General features: G+C 44.1%; 17 protein-coding genes and 1 pseudogene. 5 read left to right on the plus strand and 13 right to left on the minus strand.

Annotated features, from left to right (window positions below; all coding sequences use genetic code 11):
* Window positions 1–79 precede the first annotated feature (79 nt).
* The 5 genes from TCA2_RS27055 to TCA2_RS00615 form a co-directional block, all read right to left on the minus strand.
* A complete protein-coding gene (locus tag TCA2_RS27055) occupies window positions 80–238 on the minus strand; it encodes a hypothetical protein (RefSeq protein ID WP_193745964.1) in 159 nt (52 codons plus the stop codon).
* Window positions 239–428: 190 nt separating this feature from the next.
* Window positions 429–956: a GNAT family N-acetyltransferase gene (locus TCA2_RS00600; RefSeq protein ID WP_047909622.1), complete on the minus strand. Its 528-nt coding sequence runs from the start codon at window positions 954–956 to the stop codon at window positions 429–431.
* Window positions 957–1028: 72 nt separating this feature from the next.
* Complete coding sequence (locus tag TCA2_RS00605; protein ID WP_047909623.1) at window positions 1029–1367, minus strand: L,D-transpeptidase; 339 nt, start codon at window positions 1365–1367, stop codon at window positions 1029–1031.
* A 51-nt stretch (window positions 1368–1418) separates the two neighbouring features.
* The gene (rsgA, locus tag TCA2_RS00610; protein ID WP_047910192.1) at window positions 1419–2453 is read right to left on the minus strand and encodes a ribosome small subunit-dependent GTPase A; all 1035 of its coding nucleotides are present in this window, start codon (window positions 2451–2453) and stop codon (window positions 1419–1421) included.
* A 452-nt stretch (window positions 2454–2905) separates the two neighbouring features.
* Window positions 2906–3499: a metalloregulator ArsR/SmtB family transcription factor gene (locus TCA2_RS00615; RefSeq protein WP_047909624.1), complete on the minus strand. Its 594-nt coding sequence runs from the start codon at window positions 3497–3499 to the stop codon at window positions 2906–2908.
* A 220-nt stretch (window positions 3500–3719) separates the two neighbouring features.
* On the opposite strand from TCA2_RS00615, the gene TCA2_RS00620 reads away from it, so the two are divergent.
* From TCA2_RS00620 to TCA2_RS00630, 3 genes are all read left to right on the plus strand, one after another.
* Entirely contained in the window at window positions 3720–4703 is a 984-nt protein-coding gene (locus TCA2_RS00620) for a YpdA family putative bacillithiol disulfide reductase (protein ID WP_047910193.1), read from the plus strand.
* Between the two features lie 21 nt (window positions 4704–4724).
* Window positions 4725–5168, plus strand: coding sequence for a DUF441 domain-containing protein (locus tag TCA2_RS00625; protein WP_047909625.1), 444 nt, complete (start codon window positions 4725–4727; stop codon window positions 5166–5168).
* A 150-nt stretch (window positions 5169–5318) separates the two neighbouring features.
* Window positions 5319–5837 carry a hypothetical protein gene (locus TCA2_RS00630; protein ID WP_047909626.1) on the plus strand — a complete coding sequence of 173 codons (519 nt, stop codon included), beginning with the start codon at window positions 5319–5321 and terminating at the stop codon, window positions 5835–5837.
* Window positions 5838–5950: 113 nt separating this feature from the next.
* Here TCA2_RS00630 and TCA2_RS00635 read toward each other — a convergent pair whose 3' ends face one another.
* Together TCA2_RS00635 and TCA2_RS00640 are read right to left on the minus strand one after the other, a co-directional pair.
* Window positions 5951–6412: an NUDIX domain-containing protein gene (locus tag TCA2_RS00635; protein ID WP_047909627.1), complete on the minus strand. Its 462-nt coding sequence runs from the start codon at window positions 6410–6412 to the stop codon at window positions 5951–5953.
* Between the two features lie 62 nt (window positions 6413–6474).
* Window positions 6475–6768, minus strand: coding sequence for a HesB/YadR/YfhF family protein (locus TCA2_RS00640; protein ID WP_047909628.1), 294 nt, complete (start codon window positions 6766–6768; stop codon window positions 6475–6477).
* Window positions 6769–7263: 495 nt separating this feature from the next.
* On the opposite strand from TCA2_RS00640, the gene TCA2_RS00645 reads away from it, so the two are divergent.
* Together TCA2_RS00645 and TCA2_RS00650 are read left to right on the plus strand one after the other, a co-directional pair.
* On the plus strand, window positions 7264–9009 hold the full coding sequence (locus TCA2_RS00645) for an ABC transporter ATP-binding protein (RefSeq protein WP_047909629.1): 1746 nt from the start codon (window positions 7264–7266) through the stop codon (window positions 9007–9009).
* Window positions 9010–9026: 17 nt separating this feature from the next.
* A pseudogene (locus tag TCA2_RS00650) lies at window positions 9027–11091 on the plus strand (ABC transporter ATP-binding protein).
* Between the two features lie 77 nt (window positions 11092–11168).
* Here the strand turns inward: TCA2_RS00650 and TCA2_RS00655 are convergent.
* The 6 genes from TCA2_RS00655 to TCA2_RS00685 all read right to left on the minus strand — a co-directional run bounded on the left by TCA2_RS00655 (window position 11169) and on the right by TCA2_RS00685 (window position 18046).
* Window positions 11169–11693: a YdcF family protein gene (locus TCA2_RS00655; protein WP_052511644.1), complete on the minus strand. Its 525-nt coding sequence runs from the start codon at window positions 11691–11693 to the stop codon at window positions 11169–11171.
* Between the two features lie 70 nt (window positions 11694–11763).
* Entirely contained in the window at window positions 11764–12264 is a 501-nt protein-coding gene (locus TCA2_RS00660; RefSeq protein ID WP_047909631.1) for a hypothetical protein, read from the minus strand.
* Between the two features lie 82 nt (window positions 12265–12346).
* Window positions 12347–14104, minus strand: a complete 1758-nt coding sequence (locus TCA2_RS00665; RefSeq protein WP_047909632.1) for a sensor histidine kinase — start codon at window positions 14102–14104, stop codon at window positions 12347–12349.
* A 20-nt stretch (window positions 14105–14124) separates the two neighbouring features.
* Window positions 14125–15288 carry a helix-turn-helix domain-containing protein gene (locus tag TCA2_RS27410; RefSeq protein ID WP_052511646.1) on the minus strand — a complete coding sequence of 388 codons (1164 nt, stop codon included), beginning with the start codon at window positions 15286–15288 and terminating at the stop codon, window positions 14125–14127.
* A gap of 119 nt (window positions 15289–15407) precedes the next feature.
* Complete coding sequence (locus TCA2_RS00680) at window positions 15408–17081, minus strand: extracellular solute-binding protein (RefSeq protein ID WP_047909633.1); 1674 nt, start codon at window positions 17079–17081, stop codon at window positions 15408–15410.
* Window positions 17082–17149: 68 nt separating this feature from the next.
* Window positions 17150–18046: a carbohydrate ABC transporter permease gene (locus tag TCA2_RS00685; protein ID WP_047909634.1), complete on the minus strand. Its 897-nt coding sequence runs from the start codon at window positions 18044–18046 to the stop codon at window positions 17150–17152.
* Between the last annotated feature and the right edge of the window lie 37 nt (window positions 18047–18083).

An 18083-nucleotide genomic window follows, 5' to 3' on the forward strand; every position in this document is an offset into this window, starting at 1 on the left:
TTTGTTGACTTCCTACTATCTGAAGCACAAAAAAAAAGAACCCTCACTGAAGAAGGGTCCTTCGGATGACCAATCTAATCTAACTGATAAAAACAGACTTCCTGCGCTTCATTACTTCCTCAGTTCTGGCCGCCATTTCGATGCGTATCATGAATAACTCAAGCAAATGCTCTCTTGTGTTCTCTTCCTTACAGCTGTTTAATTTATGAAGGATAAAACGATCAATGGACGTTGACATAGGTAACAGCCTCCTATTCTTTATTCCTCAGTCCGGCTTGACTGTATCTCCCGCTATTGATCCGGTACACCAGAATTAACCATAAATTGTCATTTCAAAACAGCTGTAATCCCCTTTTTCACAAAATATTTTACTCATCCCCGTGTAGTTTACGAATGAGAACAAAGGCTGACAAATCCCGCCATTTTATTCATTTAAAACGCAGTAACTCATCGAGGTTATCCCATCCATATGCAATTTCGGTATAGTCTTCTCCTCCAATTTGAACGAGTTTATCTCCAGAAGGAATCCCGTGCCATTTCTCATAAAATGCTCGATATCGATTATCCTCAAGTGCCCATAGAAACATAGAACTATGCCCTTGTTCCCGCAAAAATAACGCGATAGATTGCAATAATAGCAATCCAATTCCCTGGCTGCGATGGCTGTCTAATATGTATATCGCGTATAATTCACCTTCATAGGGGAAACTAAGGGTTCGGCTCGGTCCCCCACTCGCAAATCCAACGATGTCCCCTTCCTTCGTCTCAGCTACATACACTGCTGTTTGATCAAGTGCGGGACCCAGCTGTCTCTGCCAATTCATCGTCCTCTGTTCCACGGATAACCCGGCTAGGACCTCTTCCTTGATAATTCCCTTATATGCTGTTCGCCAGCTGTCCACATGTACCCTAGCAATGGCCGCTGCGTCTTCGAATACAGCTTGTCTAATGATCATTTTTCATTCCTCCTGAACGAATTTCATGCTCAGGGTAGTCGCCATAGAGCGAATACCCTCTGTCACATCACCCTACGGTCTTATGGTCACTCTTGTGCCAACAGGAACTTTGCTCTCCAGATCAAGCACATCCTGATTGTACATTCTAATACATCCATGGGACACATTCTGTCCAATTGAGGAAGGGTTATTGGTCCCATGAATTCCATAATGAGCTTTGGACAAACCCATCCAAAAAGCCCCGAATGGCCCTCCCGGATTGGGCTGCTTGTTGACAATTGTAAATTCTCCAACCGGTGTCTGTGTAACCATTGCACCAATCGCAACGGGATAAGCTCGAACGACAACATCATGATCAAGCAGATACAGCTGATGATCAGACAGATCAACAATAATTCGATAATTTGGCATGTGCATTCCTCCTATTTCATCCTATGCACTGCCGAATGGATAAGCGCAGCCTTAATCTTCTATTTCTTTACTCCAGCCGCCTTTTTTGTCACGAGTCGTACTATGCTTCGCATTTCTAGTGCTCTTTTTTGCAGCTACAGCCTCTTTTTTGACTTGAAATTGAATTTCTCGCAGCATCTTGTGATAATTTTCCAGCCGCTTCGTCTCCAGCTCTCCGGTTTGAATTGCAACCCTCACGGCACAGCCGACCTCCTTTAGATGCTGACAATCAGTGAATCGACATTGCTGTGCGAGCTGTTCAATATCCTCAAAGGTACGGGAGATGCCCTCGCCATCATCCCAGATCGACAAGGCCCTCATACCCGGAGTATCAATCAGAATACCTCCTTGCGGGAGTCTAAACATTTCCCTGTGCGTCGTTGTGTGTCTTCCTCTGCTATCTTCCTCCCGGACCTCTTGAGTCATCTGATGACTTTCACCTGTAAGCCAGTTAATCATGGTTGATTTTCCACTGCCTGAGGAGCCGACCAGCGCAACCGTCTTACCGGAGCCTGTGTAGACTTCCAAGGCTTCTTTCCCTAATTCATAATGAGCGGATACAGGAATGACGGGTACGCCGGGAGCAATGGCTTCCGTTTCTGTCAGATAGGAAGAGAGATCCTCGCATAGATCACTTTTGCTCAGTACAATGACAGGATTAACCCCACTATTCCAAGCCATAATCAGATACCGCTCCAGCCTTCTTGAATTGTAATCTCCGTTAAGAGCACACACGATAAATAAGGTATCGACGTTGGCAGCAATAATTTGTTCTTTGGTTTCAAAGCCCGCGGCCTGTCTGGAGATCACGCTGTTTCGTTCAAGCACACCATGAATCAGAGCATCGTCATCATCACCATATGTTTTTACGATGACCCAATCACCCACACCTGGCTTACTCCCCTCGCTAAATAGGGCTCTAGCCTTTCCTGACAAGCTTCCGAACTTATTCCCTTCCGCTGTTAAGATGCCGTACTTCTGTCCGTAGTCTGTTGTAATTCGAGCAGGCCGGAGTGTTTCTTTCTCAGCATGATTGAATGTGCTCATCACGTCTTCCCACTTCTGGTCCCATGATGCAGTCCAGCCAAATTCAATTAACTCTGTTCTCTGGATCTTATTCTTCAAATGTTCTACCTCCATTAATTGGGTGTTCTATACCTCATACAGGTCTCCCGAAGCAAACAAAAAAACCGCAGGATATATCCCTGCGGCATGATCCTCCAAATTCAAGCTGAACATCTCTCAACATAAGAATCAGGAGTAACACATAAAAAATCCGCACAGGATATACTCCCATACGGATCTTCATCATCTGATGAATTGACAGCTCTTCCATAGAAGACAGCTGAAACAATTAAATCTAAGATGATTGTTGTCCGATCGGGAGACGATAGTTACAAGCAACAACATTTACATTCATCAATAGGTTACTCATAGATATCGCCTCCTTCATCATTTTTCCATATATTACAGGATGGTACATTGTTATGTCAAACCTATTATTTGACGTTCTCCCATTTCGTCCACATCTCTGTCGGATTAACCTCGTATATTTCTTCCTCCCTATACATGAAATCATGCATAATAAATTCTCTGCGGATCGTGGCATAATCTTCATGATATTGTTTGATAAATTCATTAATTTCTTTCTCCTGATACTTTCTTCCCTTATCCAGCTGCTCTACAAGATGCTGAAGTACAATAAGCTTCTTTTTGTATTGAGCCGGAATGGATCTGAGCTTGCCTTCCTTCGTAAAGAAATTTTTCATAACTGAATCCTTCAATTTCTGCTTACTGTCTGTTTCCACCATCTGGCTCTCTCCCTTAAATATGAAATGTAGTGATGCTTCTGCGTGCTCCTTAATGAGATAAGGATACAGCGTAAAATAGATCGTATTCTTATCTCTTCGCTCCTTAATAAGTCCTGCTTCTCTCAGCTTTGCTGCATGATGCGTTACTGTAGGCTGGGATAGATTTAATTTATCTGCGAGCATTTGTCCATTCATTTCTCCTTGAGATAATAACAGCATCATTCGCATCCGATTGGGATCGGCGAGTGCCTTGTGGTAATTCACAATCTTATCGAGCTGCATAAATGTCCTCCATCTCACTTCTTAGTCCGAATCCATTTAACTTAATTTGATAATTATAACATTTGATATTCATCTAATTAGATAATATTCTTATAATTTTCGATTGTCAACCCGAACAAAGAACGGTTTCGAATTACTGGTATTCATCGGCAGAATACGATACGATAATAAATACTTGAAAAACATGATTGGGCAGAAAAGGGAGATGAAATGTAGCATGTTGAAAGACGTCATCATCATCGGAGGAGGACCTTGCGGTTTATCTGCAGCCATCGAATGCGGTAAACAGGGACTATCCTCTGTCATTATTGAAAAATACAATGTGGTGCAGTCGATCTACTTGTATCCAACGAATATGCAGTTTTTCAGTACGGCTGCATTGCTAGAAATCGGAGATATTCCGTTCAGTACACCAAATGATAAGCCATATCGATATGAAGCTCTAGCTTATTACCGCAAAGTAGCAGCACACTATAACCTGGAAATTTCACTGTATGAAGAAGCTTATGAGATCCGTCCTCTGGAAGAGGAAGGGTTCCGTGTAAGCTCCAAAAATAGAACTGGCGAGACGGTCTATTACGAAGGGAAAAATGTGGTTGTCGCCACAGGATATTTCGACCATCCTAATTATCTTGGCATACCTGGAGAACATTTAGACAAAGTCACCCATTACTTTCGTGAGGCCCATCCTTATACTAAGACCAAGGTCACCATTATTGGAGGAAGTAATTCTGCCGTAGATGCGGCGATGGAGCTGGCTCGTGTAGATGCAGAGATCGATATGGTATACCGTGGACATAGCATTTCCGAACACATCAAGCCATGGGTTCGTCCTTTATTTGAAGGCTTGGTCTCCAAAGGCAGAATTAAACTGCATCTCGGATCAAGGGTCACTGAGATTCTTGAAGATCGTGTCATTGTCACTCCTAATGAAGGGGTGGATTTTGAGCTGCCTAACGATTTCGTATTAGCGATGACAGGATTCAGACCGGATCGAAAGCTCCTCACCTCAGTAGGCGTATCCATGTCCGATGATCTGGATAAACCACTGTATAATTCGGAAACAATGGAAAGTAGTGTTCCTGGAATTTATGTAGCAGGCGTCATTGCTTCCGGCCGAAATGCGAATGAAGTGTTTATTGAATCAGGCAGATGGCATGGAAGATTAATCGCCGAGCATATTAAAGGGAAAATGGGATCTTAACGGTGTAGGGAGATGAACAAAATGGATATGACATCCCTATTATTACTTGGATTTGCCGCTCTTGGCATCATTAGTAACAACACGCCAATTACGATTGCCGTTGTCGTGCTGCTGCTGATTCGGATTACGGGAGCTCAGCAGGCTTTTCCATGGCTTGAGAAATACGGGTTAACTGTCGGGATTATTATACTGACAATCGGAGTCATGGCTCCACTGGCAAGTGGTAAGATTAGCATCGATACCCTTCTATCCTCATTCATGCATTGGAAATCACTTGCCGCCATTGCTGTTGGGATGCTCGTAGCTTATCTTGGAGGTCGAGGTGCCACCTTAATGAGTGGTCAGCCCACTGTCGTGGCCGGACTGCTGATTGGGACTGTTCTCGGTGTAGCCCTATTTAAAGGAGTTCCCGTTGGCCCCTTGATTGCAGCAGGCATCCTCTCTCTACTCATTGGTAAGTCATAACCAAGCAAGGGCCATCCTGCTTCTGTATGAAGTTGACCGCCCTTGCTTTTTTTCGTGTTATAATAGCTGTTTATGGACCCCGATAAACTGTGATATACTCTTATCAATTGTCAAAAAGCAAAATACATAGTTGCAGCAGGAGGATAAGCTATGCCAAGACAACTGGTTACTGAAGCCGTGATGGTCGCAATATATGGTCAGTTGCTGGCGCCTTCAGCGCCTGTAGAATACCTCATCCCTTATACCACGGTCTTGGAATTGTATGAATTGCAATCCAGTACAGAGCCTTTAATGGAGTCTCCCCAGGAAGATCAGCATGTGAAACAGAAAATCGGCGAACTTATTTCTTATTATGAGGAACCTTTTAATAGAAAAAAAATAAGCAAGGCACTTCAAGTACCCTGGGCAAAAAGCGCTTCAATCCCGTTAGATGATCATGTCTCGATCATCATTGTTGGAGCTATGGACACTGCTCAGTACGGAGAGTTTTTTGACCCGATTGAAACAGAGCTGCTACTCACCGCCCAGCGGTTTCAACAGCCACTCCTCACAGATCAGGTTGAATGGATTGGCCGTATCATTGAAGCTGGAGTACCTGTACAAGTGTATGATATCGAGGATTTTGAATTCGCCCTGGAAAATAATGATTTTACAACAGGCCCAGCGTAGTATGTGGAACGACGCAGATCAATTAGAGCCGCATGTAGCGGCTCTTTTCTATGTCAGCTTATCCTTATTAAATTTGCACAAAAAAACAGCCCCTCCCTGGGAGAAGCTGTTCTTTAGTTCAATTCAGTTAGATCTAAATAATCGGATAGTACACGGGCGGTCACAGGAGAAAGCTCAGGTATTTCATTTAATGCAAAAAATCGCATGGGTCCTTCTTGCATTGAACTATAGTTTAATTCCGAATACAGAATTCCTTGAGCTCTAAAGAGGCCGATCACATAATACTCCTCGTCCCCGGAAGGATATTCTCGCTTGAAATCAGGTCCAGAGAGAAGCCTTTCAAATATCATGACTTCGGCAGTCAGCCCCGTCTCCTCCCATAGCTCACGATATGCCGTATCCTCCAGCATTTCACCAGGCTTCATTACACCTAAGGGCATATACCATAGACCATCATCTGCGCGCTCTTGGAGCAAAATATGGCCTTGATCATTTACTACGGCTATTGCCGCCTTCACCGTAATCATCGATTTGTTCGCAACATATTGGGCCATATCTTTTTTGGCAGAAGTCACCTCATCGTCCCCTCCCTTAAAGGCATAAACGCTGTAAACCATCCAATTTACTTCATAATGCGTTATTCAGTTTCATAACGGTATATAATATCGTCTTCTGCTTCAATATATCCCACATCCAGACGATGTCCTTTCAGATACCAATGATCGTGCTCTTCCATAAAGAATAAAATACCGGACACCTCTGTACTCTCCACCGGATACTCTGGCTGTTCGACTGAAATACCGAGTGAGAAGCCCGGATGAAGCCCGCCGCCCGAACTATAACGGGCATAGAAGCGAATGGCTTCGCCATCTTTGACACCCAGCTCTTTTTTGTACCAGTTAGCGGCTGATTCCGTCACATGAATGCTCATTTAAAAGGTCAACTCCTCATCGTTTTGTGTCTATATTATCATATCGTCCTTGGGCTCAGATTACAAATGACAGATCTGTAGTTAGGAGCTGTCAGACTTTATCTGAAACACCCAAATTGTGAAAAAAGTTTGACAGATATTTAGTCCAGTGGTAATATCCTCTCATACGATTCCTAACGAATTCAATTCCAAATGAAAGGGTGACTCTAATGATTAATCTGAATGATTACGCACTACAGCTCAGACAACTTCATATAGAGCAGCCAGGTAGATGGAAGATAATTCACACGTTTTAAAATGTTTATTTGAATACACTTCTACATGAATTCACCCGCAGTTCTGCTCACGCACGTGACTTTGCTGCGTATGAACCTGATAAATAATGAGGCATACCGTTTGCGAAAGCGGTGTGCCTTTTTTGTCGCTTCAATCGGTATTTTCACTGCTAGAAGAAGAATCGTGTCACATTCTCAGATAGGAAAGGAAGGGATTTACTTGTTCGCTGTATTAAAAAATTTAGGCTGGTATTTCAAGCAAGAACGAAGGCGATATGCAGTCGGTATGCTTCTGCTTATTCTCGTTGGTGTCTTAGAACTCGTTCCTCCAAGAGTACTCGGCATTGCCGTCGACGACATCGTTACTGGCTCAATTACTTGGTCTTCTCTCCTCACTTATATTTTCTTTATTCTCGGCATGCTGTTGATCATCTACCTCATTACATATGTATGGATGCACAAGTTGTTTGGCGGGGCCAATCTTGTGGAGAAGCTCCTGCGTTCAAAATATATGGGGCACCTGCTTCGAATGACGCCGCCATTCTTCGAGCGGAATCGTACGGGTGACTTGATGGCGAAGGCGACGAATGATCTTCGTTCTGTCGCCATGACCGCAGGCTTCGGGATGCTGACACTGACAGACTCCACTGCATATCTCGCCACAGTACTATTAGCGATGGGATTCCTTGTGAGCTGGAAATTGACATTAGCTGCAGTTCTGCCTCTGCCTTTTATCGCCATTGCCATGATGATATACGGTAAGAAAGTGCATGAACGATATACGCTAGCACAGGATGCATTTGGAGATATGAATGACCAGGTTCTTGAATCCGTGGCTGGCGTTCGAGTTATTCGCGCTTATGTACAGGAACGTCACGATGAAGAACGTTTTAACGATATTACTGATGACGTTTACCGCAAGAATCTCGCGGTCGCCAAGCTCGATGCTTTCTTTGAGCCGACCATTCGCTTGTTTGTTGGACTCAGTTATATTATCGGTCTTGGATATGGTACTTATCTTGTATTTCAGAATGAGATTACGCTTGGGGATCTCGTATCCTTCAATATGTATTTAGGGATGATGATCTGGCCAATGTTTGCCATTGGTGAACTCATCAATATTATGCAGCGAGGCAACGCCTCTCTTGACCGGGTAAACGAGACACTGTATGTAAAACCTGACGTCGAGGATGCAGAACAGCCTGTTCAAGTGAATAAGCCTGATCGCATCGAAATGAAGCAGTTAACTTTCCGCTATCCTACTTCAACGGTAGACAATTTGACCAATATCAATATTAAGATCAAACAAGGACAGACCCTCGGGGTTGTCGGGCGTACAGGAAGCGGCAAATCGACCCTGCTAAAGCAAATTTTGCATGAGTATCCTTCTGGATCAGGGGAGCTGCTCATCGGCGGGGCTTCCATTGATGACATAACCAAAGATCAGCTGCACAGCTGGATCGGCTACGTTCCCCAAGAGCAAATTCTGTTCTCCAAAACGGTAAGAGAGAACATACAGTTCGGTAAACCGGGAGCAGCAGATAATGTCATTATGGAGGCCATTCGAACTGCTGCATTTGATGGTGACCTTGGCACATTATCAGATGGGCTGGATACATTAGTTGGTGAAAAAGGTATCGCTCTATCCGGCGGACAGAAGCAGCGTGTATCTCTCGCCAGAGCTTTTATATCTGACCCGGATATTCTAATTCTCGATGATGCCTTATCTGCGGTCGATGCCAGAACAGAAGCTCGAATTATTGAGAATATCCGCGATAAACGCGAGAGCAAAACAACATTAATCTCAACCCACCGCCTATCTGCGATAGAGCATGCGGACTATATCATTGTTCTAGATCAAGGCATCATTACTGAACAAGGTACACATGATGAATTGATTCAGCAGAACGGCTGGTACCGCGAGCAATATGAACGACAGCAAGTCGAATCCAATTTAGAAGGTTAAGGAGGTGTGCCAATCCAATGAAAAAAAGCACCGCTAAACGATTATATGAATATGCACTAAAATCAAAAGGGACATTTATCGCGGCTCTAATCATGCTCGCTATTGGTGTTGCAGCTGATCTGGCCGGCCCATTCATCGCCAAGAACATGATTGACAATCACGTTCTCGCCATTGAAAAGCCTTATTATGAAGCGGCTCCCGGCGACGAATCTGTCTTGTATAATGATCAATATTTTAAACGCGGTGATCGATTTGAAGCGGGTGAGGCCCGTGGGGACGAAATTCGTGTGCTCCAGAGCGGACGCACCTTCTACCTGATCGATGAACCTGTCACCATTGAAGGAGGAGAGCGTTCTTACTCCAACGGTGAGATGACTATAACAAGAGGCGATCAGACGGCAACATACCAGGCCACTCCGCTTCGTGCCAGTGAGCTGTTCGCTTTTTACAAACCCGAGCTGCCTGGAATCTACAAACTGATTGGACTGTACTTTGTATTCCTGATCGTTGCCATCGTCATGGAATTCGGGAAGACCTACTGGCTGCAATCCTCAGCGAACAAGGTCATACAAGCTCTGCGCAGGGATGTTTATGCACATATACAAAGGCTTCCGGTTCATTTTTTTGATAATCTGCCGGCAGGTAAAGTCGTTTCTCGAATAACGAACGATACAGAAGCCGTCAAAGATTTATTTGTCGCTGTTCTCTCCAACTTCTTCTCAGGGATTATCAACATGATTGGAGTTTACATTGCCCTGTTTATCCTGGATGTAAGGCTCGGTCTTATTTCTTTGTTTGTTGTTCCGCTCCTTATTGCCTGGATTGTGCTATACCGGAAATTTGCTACAAAATACAATACGGTGATCCGCTCCCGCTTGAGTGAGATCAATGCGATGATCAACGAATCCATCCAAGGCATGTCCATCATCCGTGTGTTCCGTCGCCAGAAGAAAACATATGAGGAATTTGAAGCATTAAACGAAGACTATATGAAGCATCAGAACAAAATGCTGAATCTGAACGCCTTCACTTCCCACAACCTGGTTAACGTTCTTCGTAATCTGGCCTTTGCCATCATTCTGCTCTATTTCGGTGCAGGCTCCATTGACGGCACAAGCATTATTTCACTGGGTGTTTTATATGCATTTGTCGATGTTCTCGGACGTCTCTTCCAGCCGATTACAGGTATGGTCAATCAACTCGCAAACCTCGATTCCTCCATGGTATCCGCAGGCCGTGTATTTGAGCTCATGGATGAAAAAGGCGAGGATGTCACCGACGGTTCAATGCCGAGATATCTTGGAAATGTAGAATTCAAGGACGTATCCTTTGCTTACAAGCGAGACTATGTGCTTAAAAATATTTCCTTCGAAGCAAAGCAAGGGCAAACCGTTGCCCTGGTCGGTCACACTGGCTCCGGCAAGAGCTCAATCATTAACCTGCTGTTCCGGTTCTATGATCCGCAGAAAGGCACAATCACCATAGACGGCAAGAATGTACAAGAGCTTCCCAAACAATGGCTGCGTGAGCACATGGGGATCGTACTTCAGGACCCTTATCTCTTTACAGGCACGATTGCCTCCAACGTCAGTCTTGGGGATAAAAAAACTAGCAAGGGAAACCGTCGTCAAAGCCCTCCGGGATGTAGGCGCAGAGCAGCTGCTCGCTCATTTGCCTCAAGGGTTTGATGAACCGGTTGTTGAGAAAGGAAGCACCCTGTCTGCGGGGCAGCGTCAGTTGATATCTTTTGCCAGGGCGCTTGCCTATGATCCGGCGATCCTAATTCTCGATGAAGCAACAGCGAATATTGATACTGAAACCGAAGCCATTATTCAAGAGGCACTTGAGGTATTGAAAAAAGGAAGAACAACCTTCATCATTGCGCACCGTCTATCAACGATCCGCAATGCAGATCAGATTCTGGTTCTGCATAAAGGAGAAATTGTGGAAAGCGGCTCACATGACGAGCTCATGGAGAAGGGCGGCCGGTACTATCAAATGTATCAGCTGCAGCATGGCACTGGAGCATCTGAAACGACTGCGAATACACACAGTATCGCAGGAGTATTGGGTAATGCTTAAGAAGCCGATGCTTTCGGTTCAGAAAAATCGTAAATAACACAACAAAAATAACTCTCTTGCGAAATATCGCAAGAGAGTTATTTTATCCACTGAATGACTCGATATCCCATCAGCAAAAACGTTTCTCTCATTAAGAAAGGAACCTTTGTACGAAGACTCTGATATCTTGAATTCGGCGTTGGAGAGGATATCACATCCATCCCAAGCTGTTCAGCAATGACCACGGCACGCTTCATATGCAGTGGATCACTTACCAGCGTGTAGGTACTGATGAGCTGAGCATCTCCCAGCTTTTTTGCTTGAATCAAATTTGTTTCTGTAATGCGTGAGACATCCTCTATGTAGATATCCTCAGGTGCTACTCCATGTTGAATTGCGTATCTTCGACCTACTTCAGATTCCGCAGGGGCGTCCTTCTCACTTCTACCACCTGTAAATATCATCGTATCCGCATCGCCGGTTTGATATAAATGAATGGCATGATCAATTCGGGATTGAAACACAGGTGAAGGTGAATGGCCATAAACCGCTGCACCGAGTACAACCGCTGTATCGCCGTGACGCCGATGGTCCTCATGACTGTAAGAGACAATCTCCCACATTGTCATGCACATCCAGACAAATAAGATTCCTGTTATTAGGACACAAGCGTATCGTATGGTTCTCCATTTGTTACTCCTGTGTGTTCGAATCTTCATCGCTCGGATCTTGATCGATCTCCTCTTCCTCCAGCTCAAGGGAATTTAGCAATTCCCTCGTGTAATATAACAGCTTCTGCTCCAGATTCTGAGCCTGATCCTTAAATTCTATCAGCTCTTCAATCATCTGGCTGCGGCCTTCACTGCTGAATGTCTCCAGAATGCGTTCCTTGAAATAATCATGCACAATGTAATTCCGTTTCTTCCAAATATTATTAAGAAGGGCGCTTTCCTCTTCTGTAAAAGCGAAATTGTGCTGTATTTCATTAACCAGCTGTCCGAGGGAGTTCCCTAATTTCTTATAGTATAAAGAAGTTAACTCTTCCTCGGGGCTGACCTTTCCTTGCGTGAGCTTCATAAGCACCAGCAAATTGACGAGTTGTTGTTCTAAAGCCTGTGAGTAATATACCGCCAAACCGTAATAAGAGAACAATTCTTTAGAATGCTCACTATCCAGCAGCCGATGCTCCTGCATACCTTGTCTCTCCTTTTTGCTTTCTTACATTTATGTTACTCGGAAAGCTGTGGAAAGATCAACCAAAATCTATCATACTTGGTCAAATAACGTTCTTTTCTTGGATTGGAATGGTAATTGAGATGTTCGTTCCTATGCCGGGACGGCTGTAGATGGATACGCCATACTCATCTCCGAAGGACAACTGAATTCGCCTGTGCACATTAAGAATGCCATAGCCCTTCTGTCGTTCATCCCGCGATTGCAGCAGCTGGGCAGCGTATGTCTCCTTCATGCCGACGCCATCATCGATAATCTGAAGCAGAATATGCTCATCCTTTAATTCGCCAATGACTCGAATATAGATTCGATCGCCAACCCACGCATGCTCCAGTGCATTTTCGATGAACGGCTGGATGATCAGCTTAATTGTATTAAACTTTAAAATTTCGGGATCAATACAATAGTCCACATCAAGTCGATCTCCATACTTCACTTTTTGAATATCCAGGTATGCCTTCACCTGATCAAGCTCATCATGAATCGTGATAATCGTTCTTCCATCATTTAAGGTCAATCTGTAGAATTTGGCCAGATTCATAATCATCTGATGCTGCTGCTCTACACGGCCAAACTTCGCTAAACGGCTAATCGACGACAATGTATTATACAAAAAATGAGGGTTAATCTGAGCCTGTAACGATTCCAATTCTGCTTGCTTTTTCTTAAGATTGGTCTCGTATACTTCTTCAATTAAACGTTCAGTTTGCTCCCCCATTCGATTCAGTGCATCTGCAATAATGGCAAATTCATCATTACCTTTGTATGCTATCCTCTTGTGAAAATCACCTTGCTGGAACATCGTAAGTACAGAGATGACTTTGGCAAACCTTCTGGAGAAAAAGCGGGAAATATATCCGGCTACCGCACTGATAAGAACAACGAATAACAGGCTGATAAACAAAGTCATTTGATTGACCTTTTGCACACCAATCTCAAGCAAATCCTGCGGAACATAAGCATTAATCGTCCATCCCAGCTCCGGCAGCTGTTCCGTAATAAGCAGGTGACCCGATCTGCTCTCAATGGGCTGTCTGCTGTGCTTCTCTGTTTGGATCTCCCCGGAGGAATACATCGTGCTGCCTCCTTGGTCAACCACTTGGAGCAGACTTCCCGGTCCAATTTTTTGGTAATCAAGACTTGCAAACAGCTCGGAGAGATAGACACTGCCGCGTACAAAACCGATCTCCTTCAGATCAAGAGGGTTCATCGTGTTCACAAGACGCCGAAGAAGTGAGATTCTTCCGAATTTACTATCATCGTCTACCTGTGTCCAAGTCTGCGTCTTACCGTATTGTTCTTTGGGAAAATCCTTATACCATTCTTCATTCTGTATGCGGCTGATATGATATACATCAAAATACTGCTGTTTAACCCGCAGCAAATCGATATCACCAGAGTCATAATAAATTTCTGGAAGATTATCATCTTTTAAATATATAGACAACCATAATTTCTGATTGGTGGATTCGACCGCTTGTCTGAATTTGGGCAGAAGAATCGTCGATGTCGTCTCATAGCTGATCCACCCTTCTTCATAACGCATTAAATTTAGGGCCAGTGTTTCGTCATAATAGAGCATATCTGCAATTCTTCCTGTATCTTCGAGCTTATACCTTACATTATCCCTCATCTGGGACAAGGTGCCTTGCAGGTTATTTCTCGTTTGAGTCAGCATGGATTCTACTAATATTGCATTCGCAGTGTAACCGAGGATTGCGACAGGAAGGATGATAAGTATTAAATATGAAATGAGCAGCTTCCAACCAAATGGAAGAAATTTCGGCTTATGATTGTACATATATAAAGCCCCGTTCTATATTATGCTTTTCTGCGATACTCTACTGGGGTCATTCCATAGGTTTCTTTAAACTGCTTGCTGAAATAAGGCATATACCTGTAGCCTACTCGATCTGCTACTTCATAGACCTTGATCTTTGGATCTTTGAGGAGATGACATGCCTTTTCCATCCTTAAATTCACGATGTACTCGTTATAGCTCTTTCCGGTCTCTTCCTTAAATATGGCTCCCAGGTAATTAGGCGAGAAGCTTAACTCATCTGCAACCTCACGCAGGGTAACATTTAAATGAAGATGTGCTTCTACATATTCAATAATCTGGCCGACAATCTTGGTATGTTTTTTTTGCTTCAGCCTCGGATGATTGCTGATGTCAAACAGATCCATGAGATGCTTCGACAGCCAGCTTACTAATTCAGCTAGTGAACCTTTGCTCTTAATTGTCTCCACGTCACGTTCTCCCAGCGGAATAAACCCCTCCGGATAACCAAGCCTCGTCCTTACGTAATGATCGATTTTAATTAATAAAGAAATCACTATAAAATGAAGCTGCGACAGCAGATTAAGTCTGTGTACCGGCTCCAGAAGGCTGCTAATTTGCGTTTGAACCATGTCTTTATCTTGAGCAAGCAGATAGGTAACCAGCAGGTCAAGGGGCTTATCAAAAAACAGCTCCTCACTGTCCACATTAATATGTGAAATGGCAGGATGCTGCTCTGTTACGTTAATACGTCCACCCATAATATGATATTCAATCGTTTGTATCGCGGCCTCACTGAACTTATGGTCGAGCTCGGACCGAAGATATTGCTCATCCAGTTCGCTCGTAATTTGCTTAAGCACGGATACAAGCTCCATATCGTCCATTGGCTTCAGGACGTAACTGTATGCATGAAGTGTCAGCGCTTCCTTCACATACCGAAAATCTTGATAGCCGCTGACAAAAATAAGCTTCAAATCTTTGTTCAACGTTAACGCCGTTCGTGCAAGCTCAATTCCTGACATGCCAGGCATATGTACGTCAGTGACCAGAATGTCGATTGCCTGATTTCTAATGACTTCCAGGGCATCGAAGCCATTGTTCACGGCATCGACAATTTGAATCCCTAAATTATCCCATGGGATAAACCTTAACATCCCCTCAAGATCTAAAATTTCATCGTCAGCTATAAGCACTTGATACATAAGATCACTCCCTGACTTAGAAAATAGAGAAAAAATGATAAACGTGAGCACCGCTCGAATTAGAAACGGTGCACGTTTATCATTATTATACTAGGATGAGCCAGCTTATCGTGAAGAAATTATTGACCACTGATTTGTGCTTTGTTTTCCTGCCACTTTGTCGTCTTGAAGGCCAGGAGCTTGTCATAACCGACAACCATTGCATCCTCCTGAGCCTTATCCAGAATACTCAGCACTTCCTCATCATTTTGTGCGTACAAGGCTTTGGCTCTGGCTTCATTAAATATTTCATTGACTTGCTGCTGGATGATCCCTTCTTCGGATTCTGGAAGCGGAGCTAAGTTAATAAATTCAGTTGCATTGAATTGTGTCTTCCAGGTAATCTCCGATTGATATCTAGTTTCCCAGTTCTGATCTTCGGGTGCAAGAGTTTGCTCAAACTTCATTTTGGAGTTATCGACGAAGACTGTATTTCCGTTCCACTGAAGGTTAACGGTTGCATCCATCATCTTCGATCGACCCTCGACATCCGTTACGAACGCATCCGTGAACAGTGGAGATCCTTCCTCATCAGTTCCATCCCAATAGATTCCTTCTGGTCCCCACATAATAACCCGTTGACCTTCAGGGCCTGTGTACCAATCCAGGAAGGCAAAGATTTTCTCAGGGTCTTTTGCGCCTTTGGTAATTACGCTAACGTTCCAGCCTAGACTGTTATACGTACCCGTCCAAATTTTGTTCTTATCAAGTCCTTCTTTGTGCACTGGCCAGATCATGAAGTAGCCATCATTCGGGTCCTTCTTCTTCAGCTCCGTGTCACCTACCGAACCGTATTCCGTAGGACTTGCCCCTGCGGCAACAGCTACACGTCCTGTATATACTTTTTCCTTCACCTGATCTTTGGTTTGAGTAAGCGCATCCTGTGCCATCAATTTCTCGCGGAAGAGCTTGCTCGCATATTGAGTCGCTTCTCTGAATACAGGGTCCGTGAAGATTGATGTCAATTGATCCCCATCTGGAACCGCTCTATTGCTTACAAATGCGGGTGGGTGATCCTCACCGAATGCACCGTAGAGGACATCCAGACCTTGACCATCGACTGCAAGATCCGGCTCAAAAGGAATAACATTCGGATATTTCTCTTTCACTTGTGCCAGATAATTGTAGAGATCATCCGTTGTCTCAAGCTTAGGCTCACCCAGTTCTGTGTAAATTTTCTGATTCACAATATAACCTGCATTTCCGTTAGGCTGGGAAGTATACCAGTTCGGGAACTGATACAGCTTGCCGTCACTGGAACGAAGCATATTGAGTGTTTCTTCGCCTGCCCATTCTTTCAAATTAGGGTATTTATCAAGATATTCATCAAAAGGAACGAGTGCACCAGCTGCCCGAAGACGCTCTACATCTGCGCCGCGATCAGTCCATATGACATCTGGAAGCTCAGAAGAAGCAATCATCGTATTCAGTTTTTGAGCCGCATTTCCGCCTGAGTTGATAGCCGTGATATCCACTTTTTTGTTTTCCTTAATCCACTTACTGGCCTCGTCACCGCCCCATTGAGGCATCGTATACCAGTCATAGTTACCATAGAAGGAGAAATTCAGCGGTTCTGCACCAAGCTCAAAATTGGTGGAGGTGGTCTCCTCATTCGTTGTTTCAGGCGCTGGCTCTGCTTCCGGCGTATCCGTCGTTCCCCCGTTTCCTCCACCTGAACAGCCCGCAATCCCAATGACAGAAGCAAGGAGTAAAGTCAGTGCACTACTCGTTCGATTCTTTTTGCTATTCCACATCTTCCATAACCCTCCCTTATTTATACGGAAAATTAATCTATGGTCCAAAGTCTGATGACTTTAAACACCTACTCTTTGAGTGAGCCGACCAATACACCCTTAACAAAATACTTTTGTACGAATGGATAAACCATAATGATTGGCAGTGTGGCAACCATCATGGTGGCCATCGATAAGGATTTGGAGGTTACTTCTCTCATTTGAGACATTCTGGATTGAGCTGCCGAGTCCAGCTGTGACATCTGTTCTGTCATAATGTTCGAATTTAATATTTGCTGAAGCATGGATTGAATGGGCAGTAAATTCTCATTATTGATGTAGATGCTCGGCAGGAACCATTCGTTCCAGTGTCCAATTGCGGTAAAGAGCGACAAAGTCGCAATAACAGGCCCCGATAAAGGAAGGACGATCTGAAAGAACGTTCTGAACTGACCGCAGCCATCAATCTGTGCCGATTCCATCAGACCATCCGGAAGTCCCTTGAAAAAAGTCCGGAAGATAATCATGTTCCATACACTGATTAACGATGGAATGATAAACACCCAGAAATTATCCATGAGTCCAAGTGAGCGTACAACCATGAAGGTTGGAATCAGGCCGCCGCTGAAATACATGGTGACTATGAAGAAGACCATATAAAATTTTCTGCCGATCAGCTCACTCTTCGACATCGCAAACGCCAGCAAGGCAGTTAGCAACACCGACAATATTGTCCCAATTACTGTTCTCATGATGGATATGTAGAAGCCATTAAGGATACGGCTGTCCTGAAATACAATGGCATAATTCTCAAGTGTCCATACCCGTGGCCAGAAAGTCACACCCCCTAGAGCTGTATCCAGTCCCTGATTAAAGGAAATGACAAGCGCATTCCAGAATGGATAGAAGGTGGTGAACCCCAGGAGGATCAGAAATGTGTATATAAAGAGCATTAACATTCGATCTCCAAAGCTCCTATATTTCATCTAAATACCTCCTTATTGCGGCAACCGTGCTTGATTT

The organism is Paenibacillus sp. TCA20, assembly GCF_000732325.1.
GTDB lineage: Bacteria > Bacillota > Bacilli > Paenibacillales > Paenibacillaceae > Paenibacillus > Paenibacillus urinalis.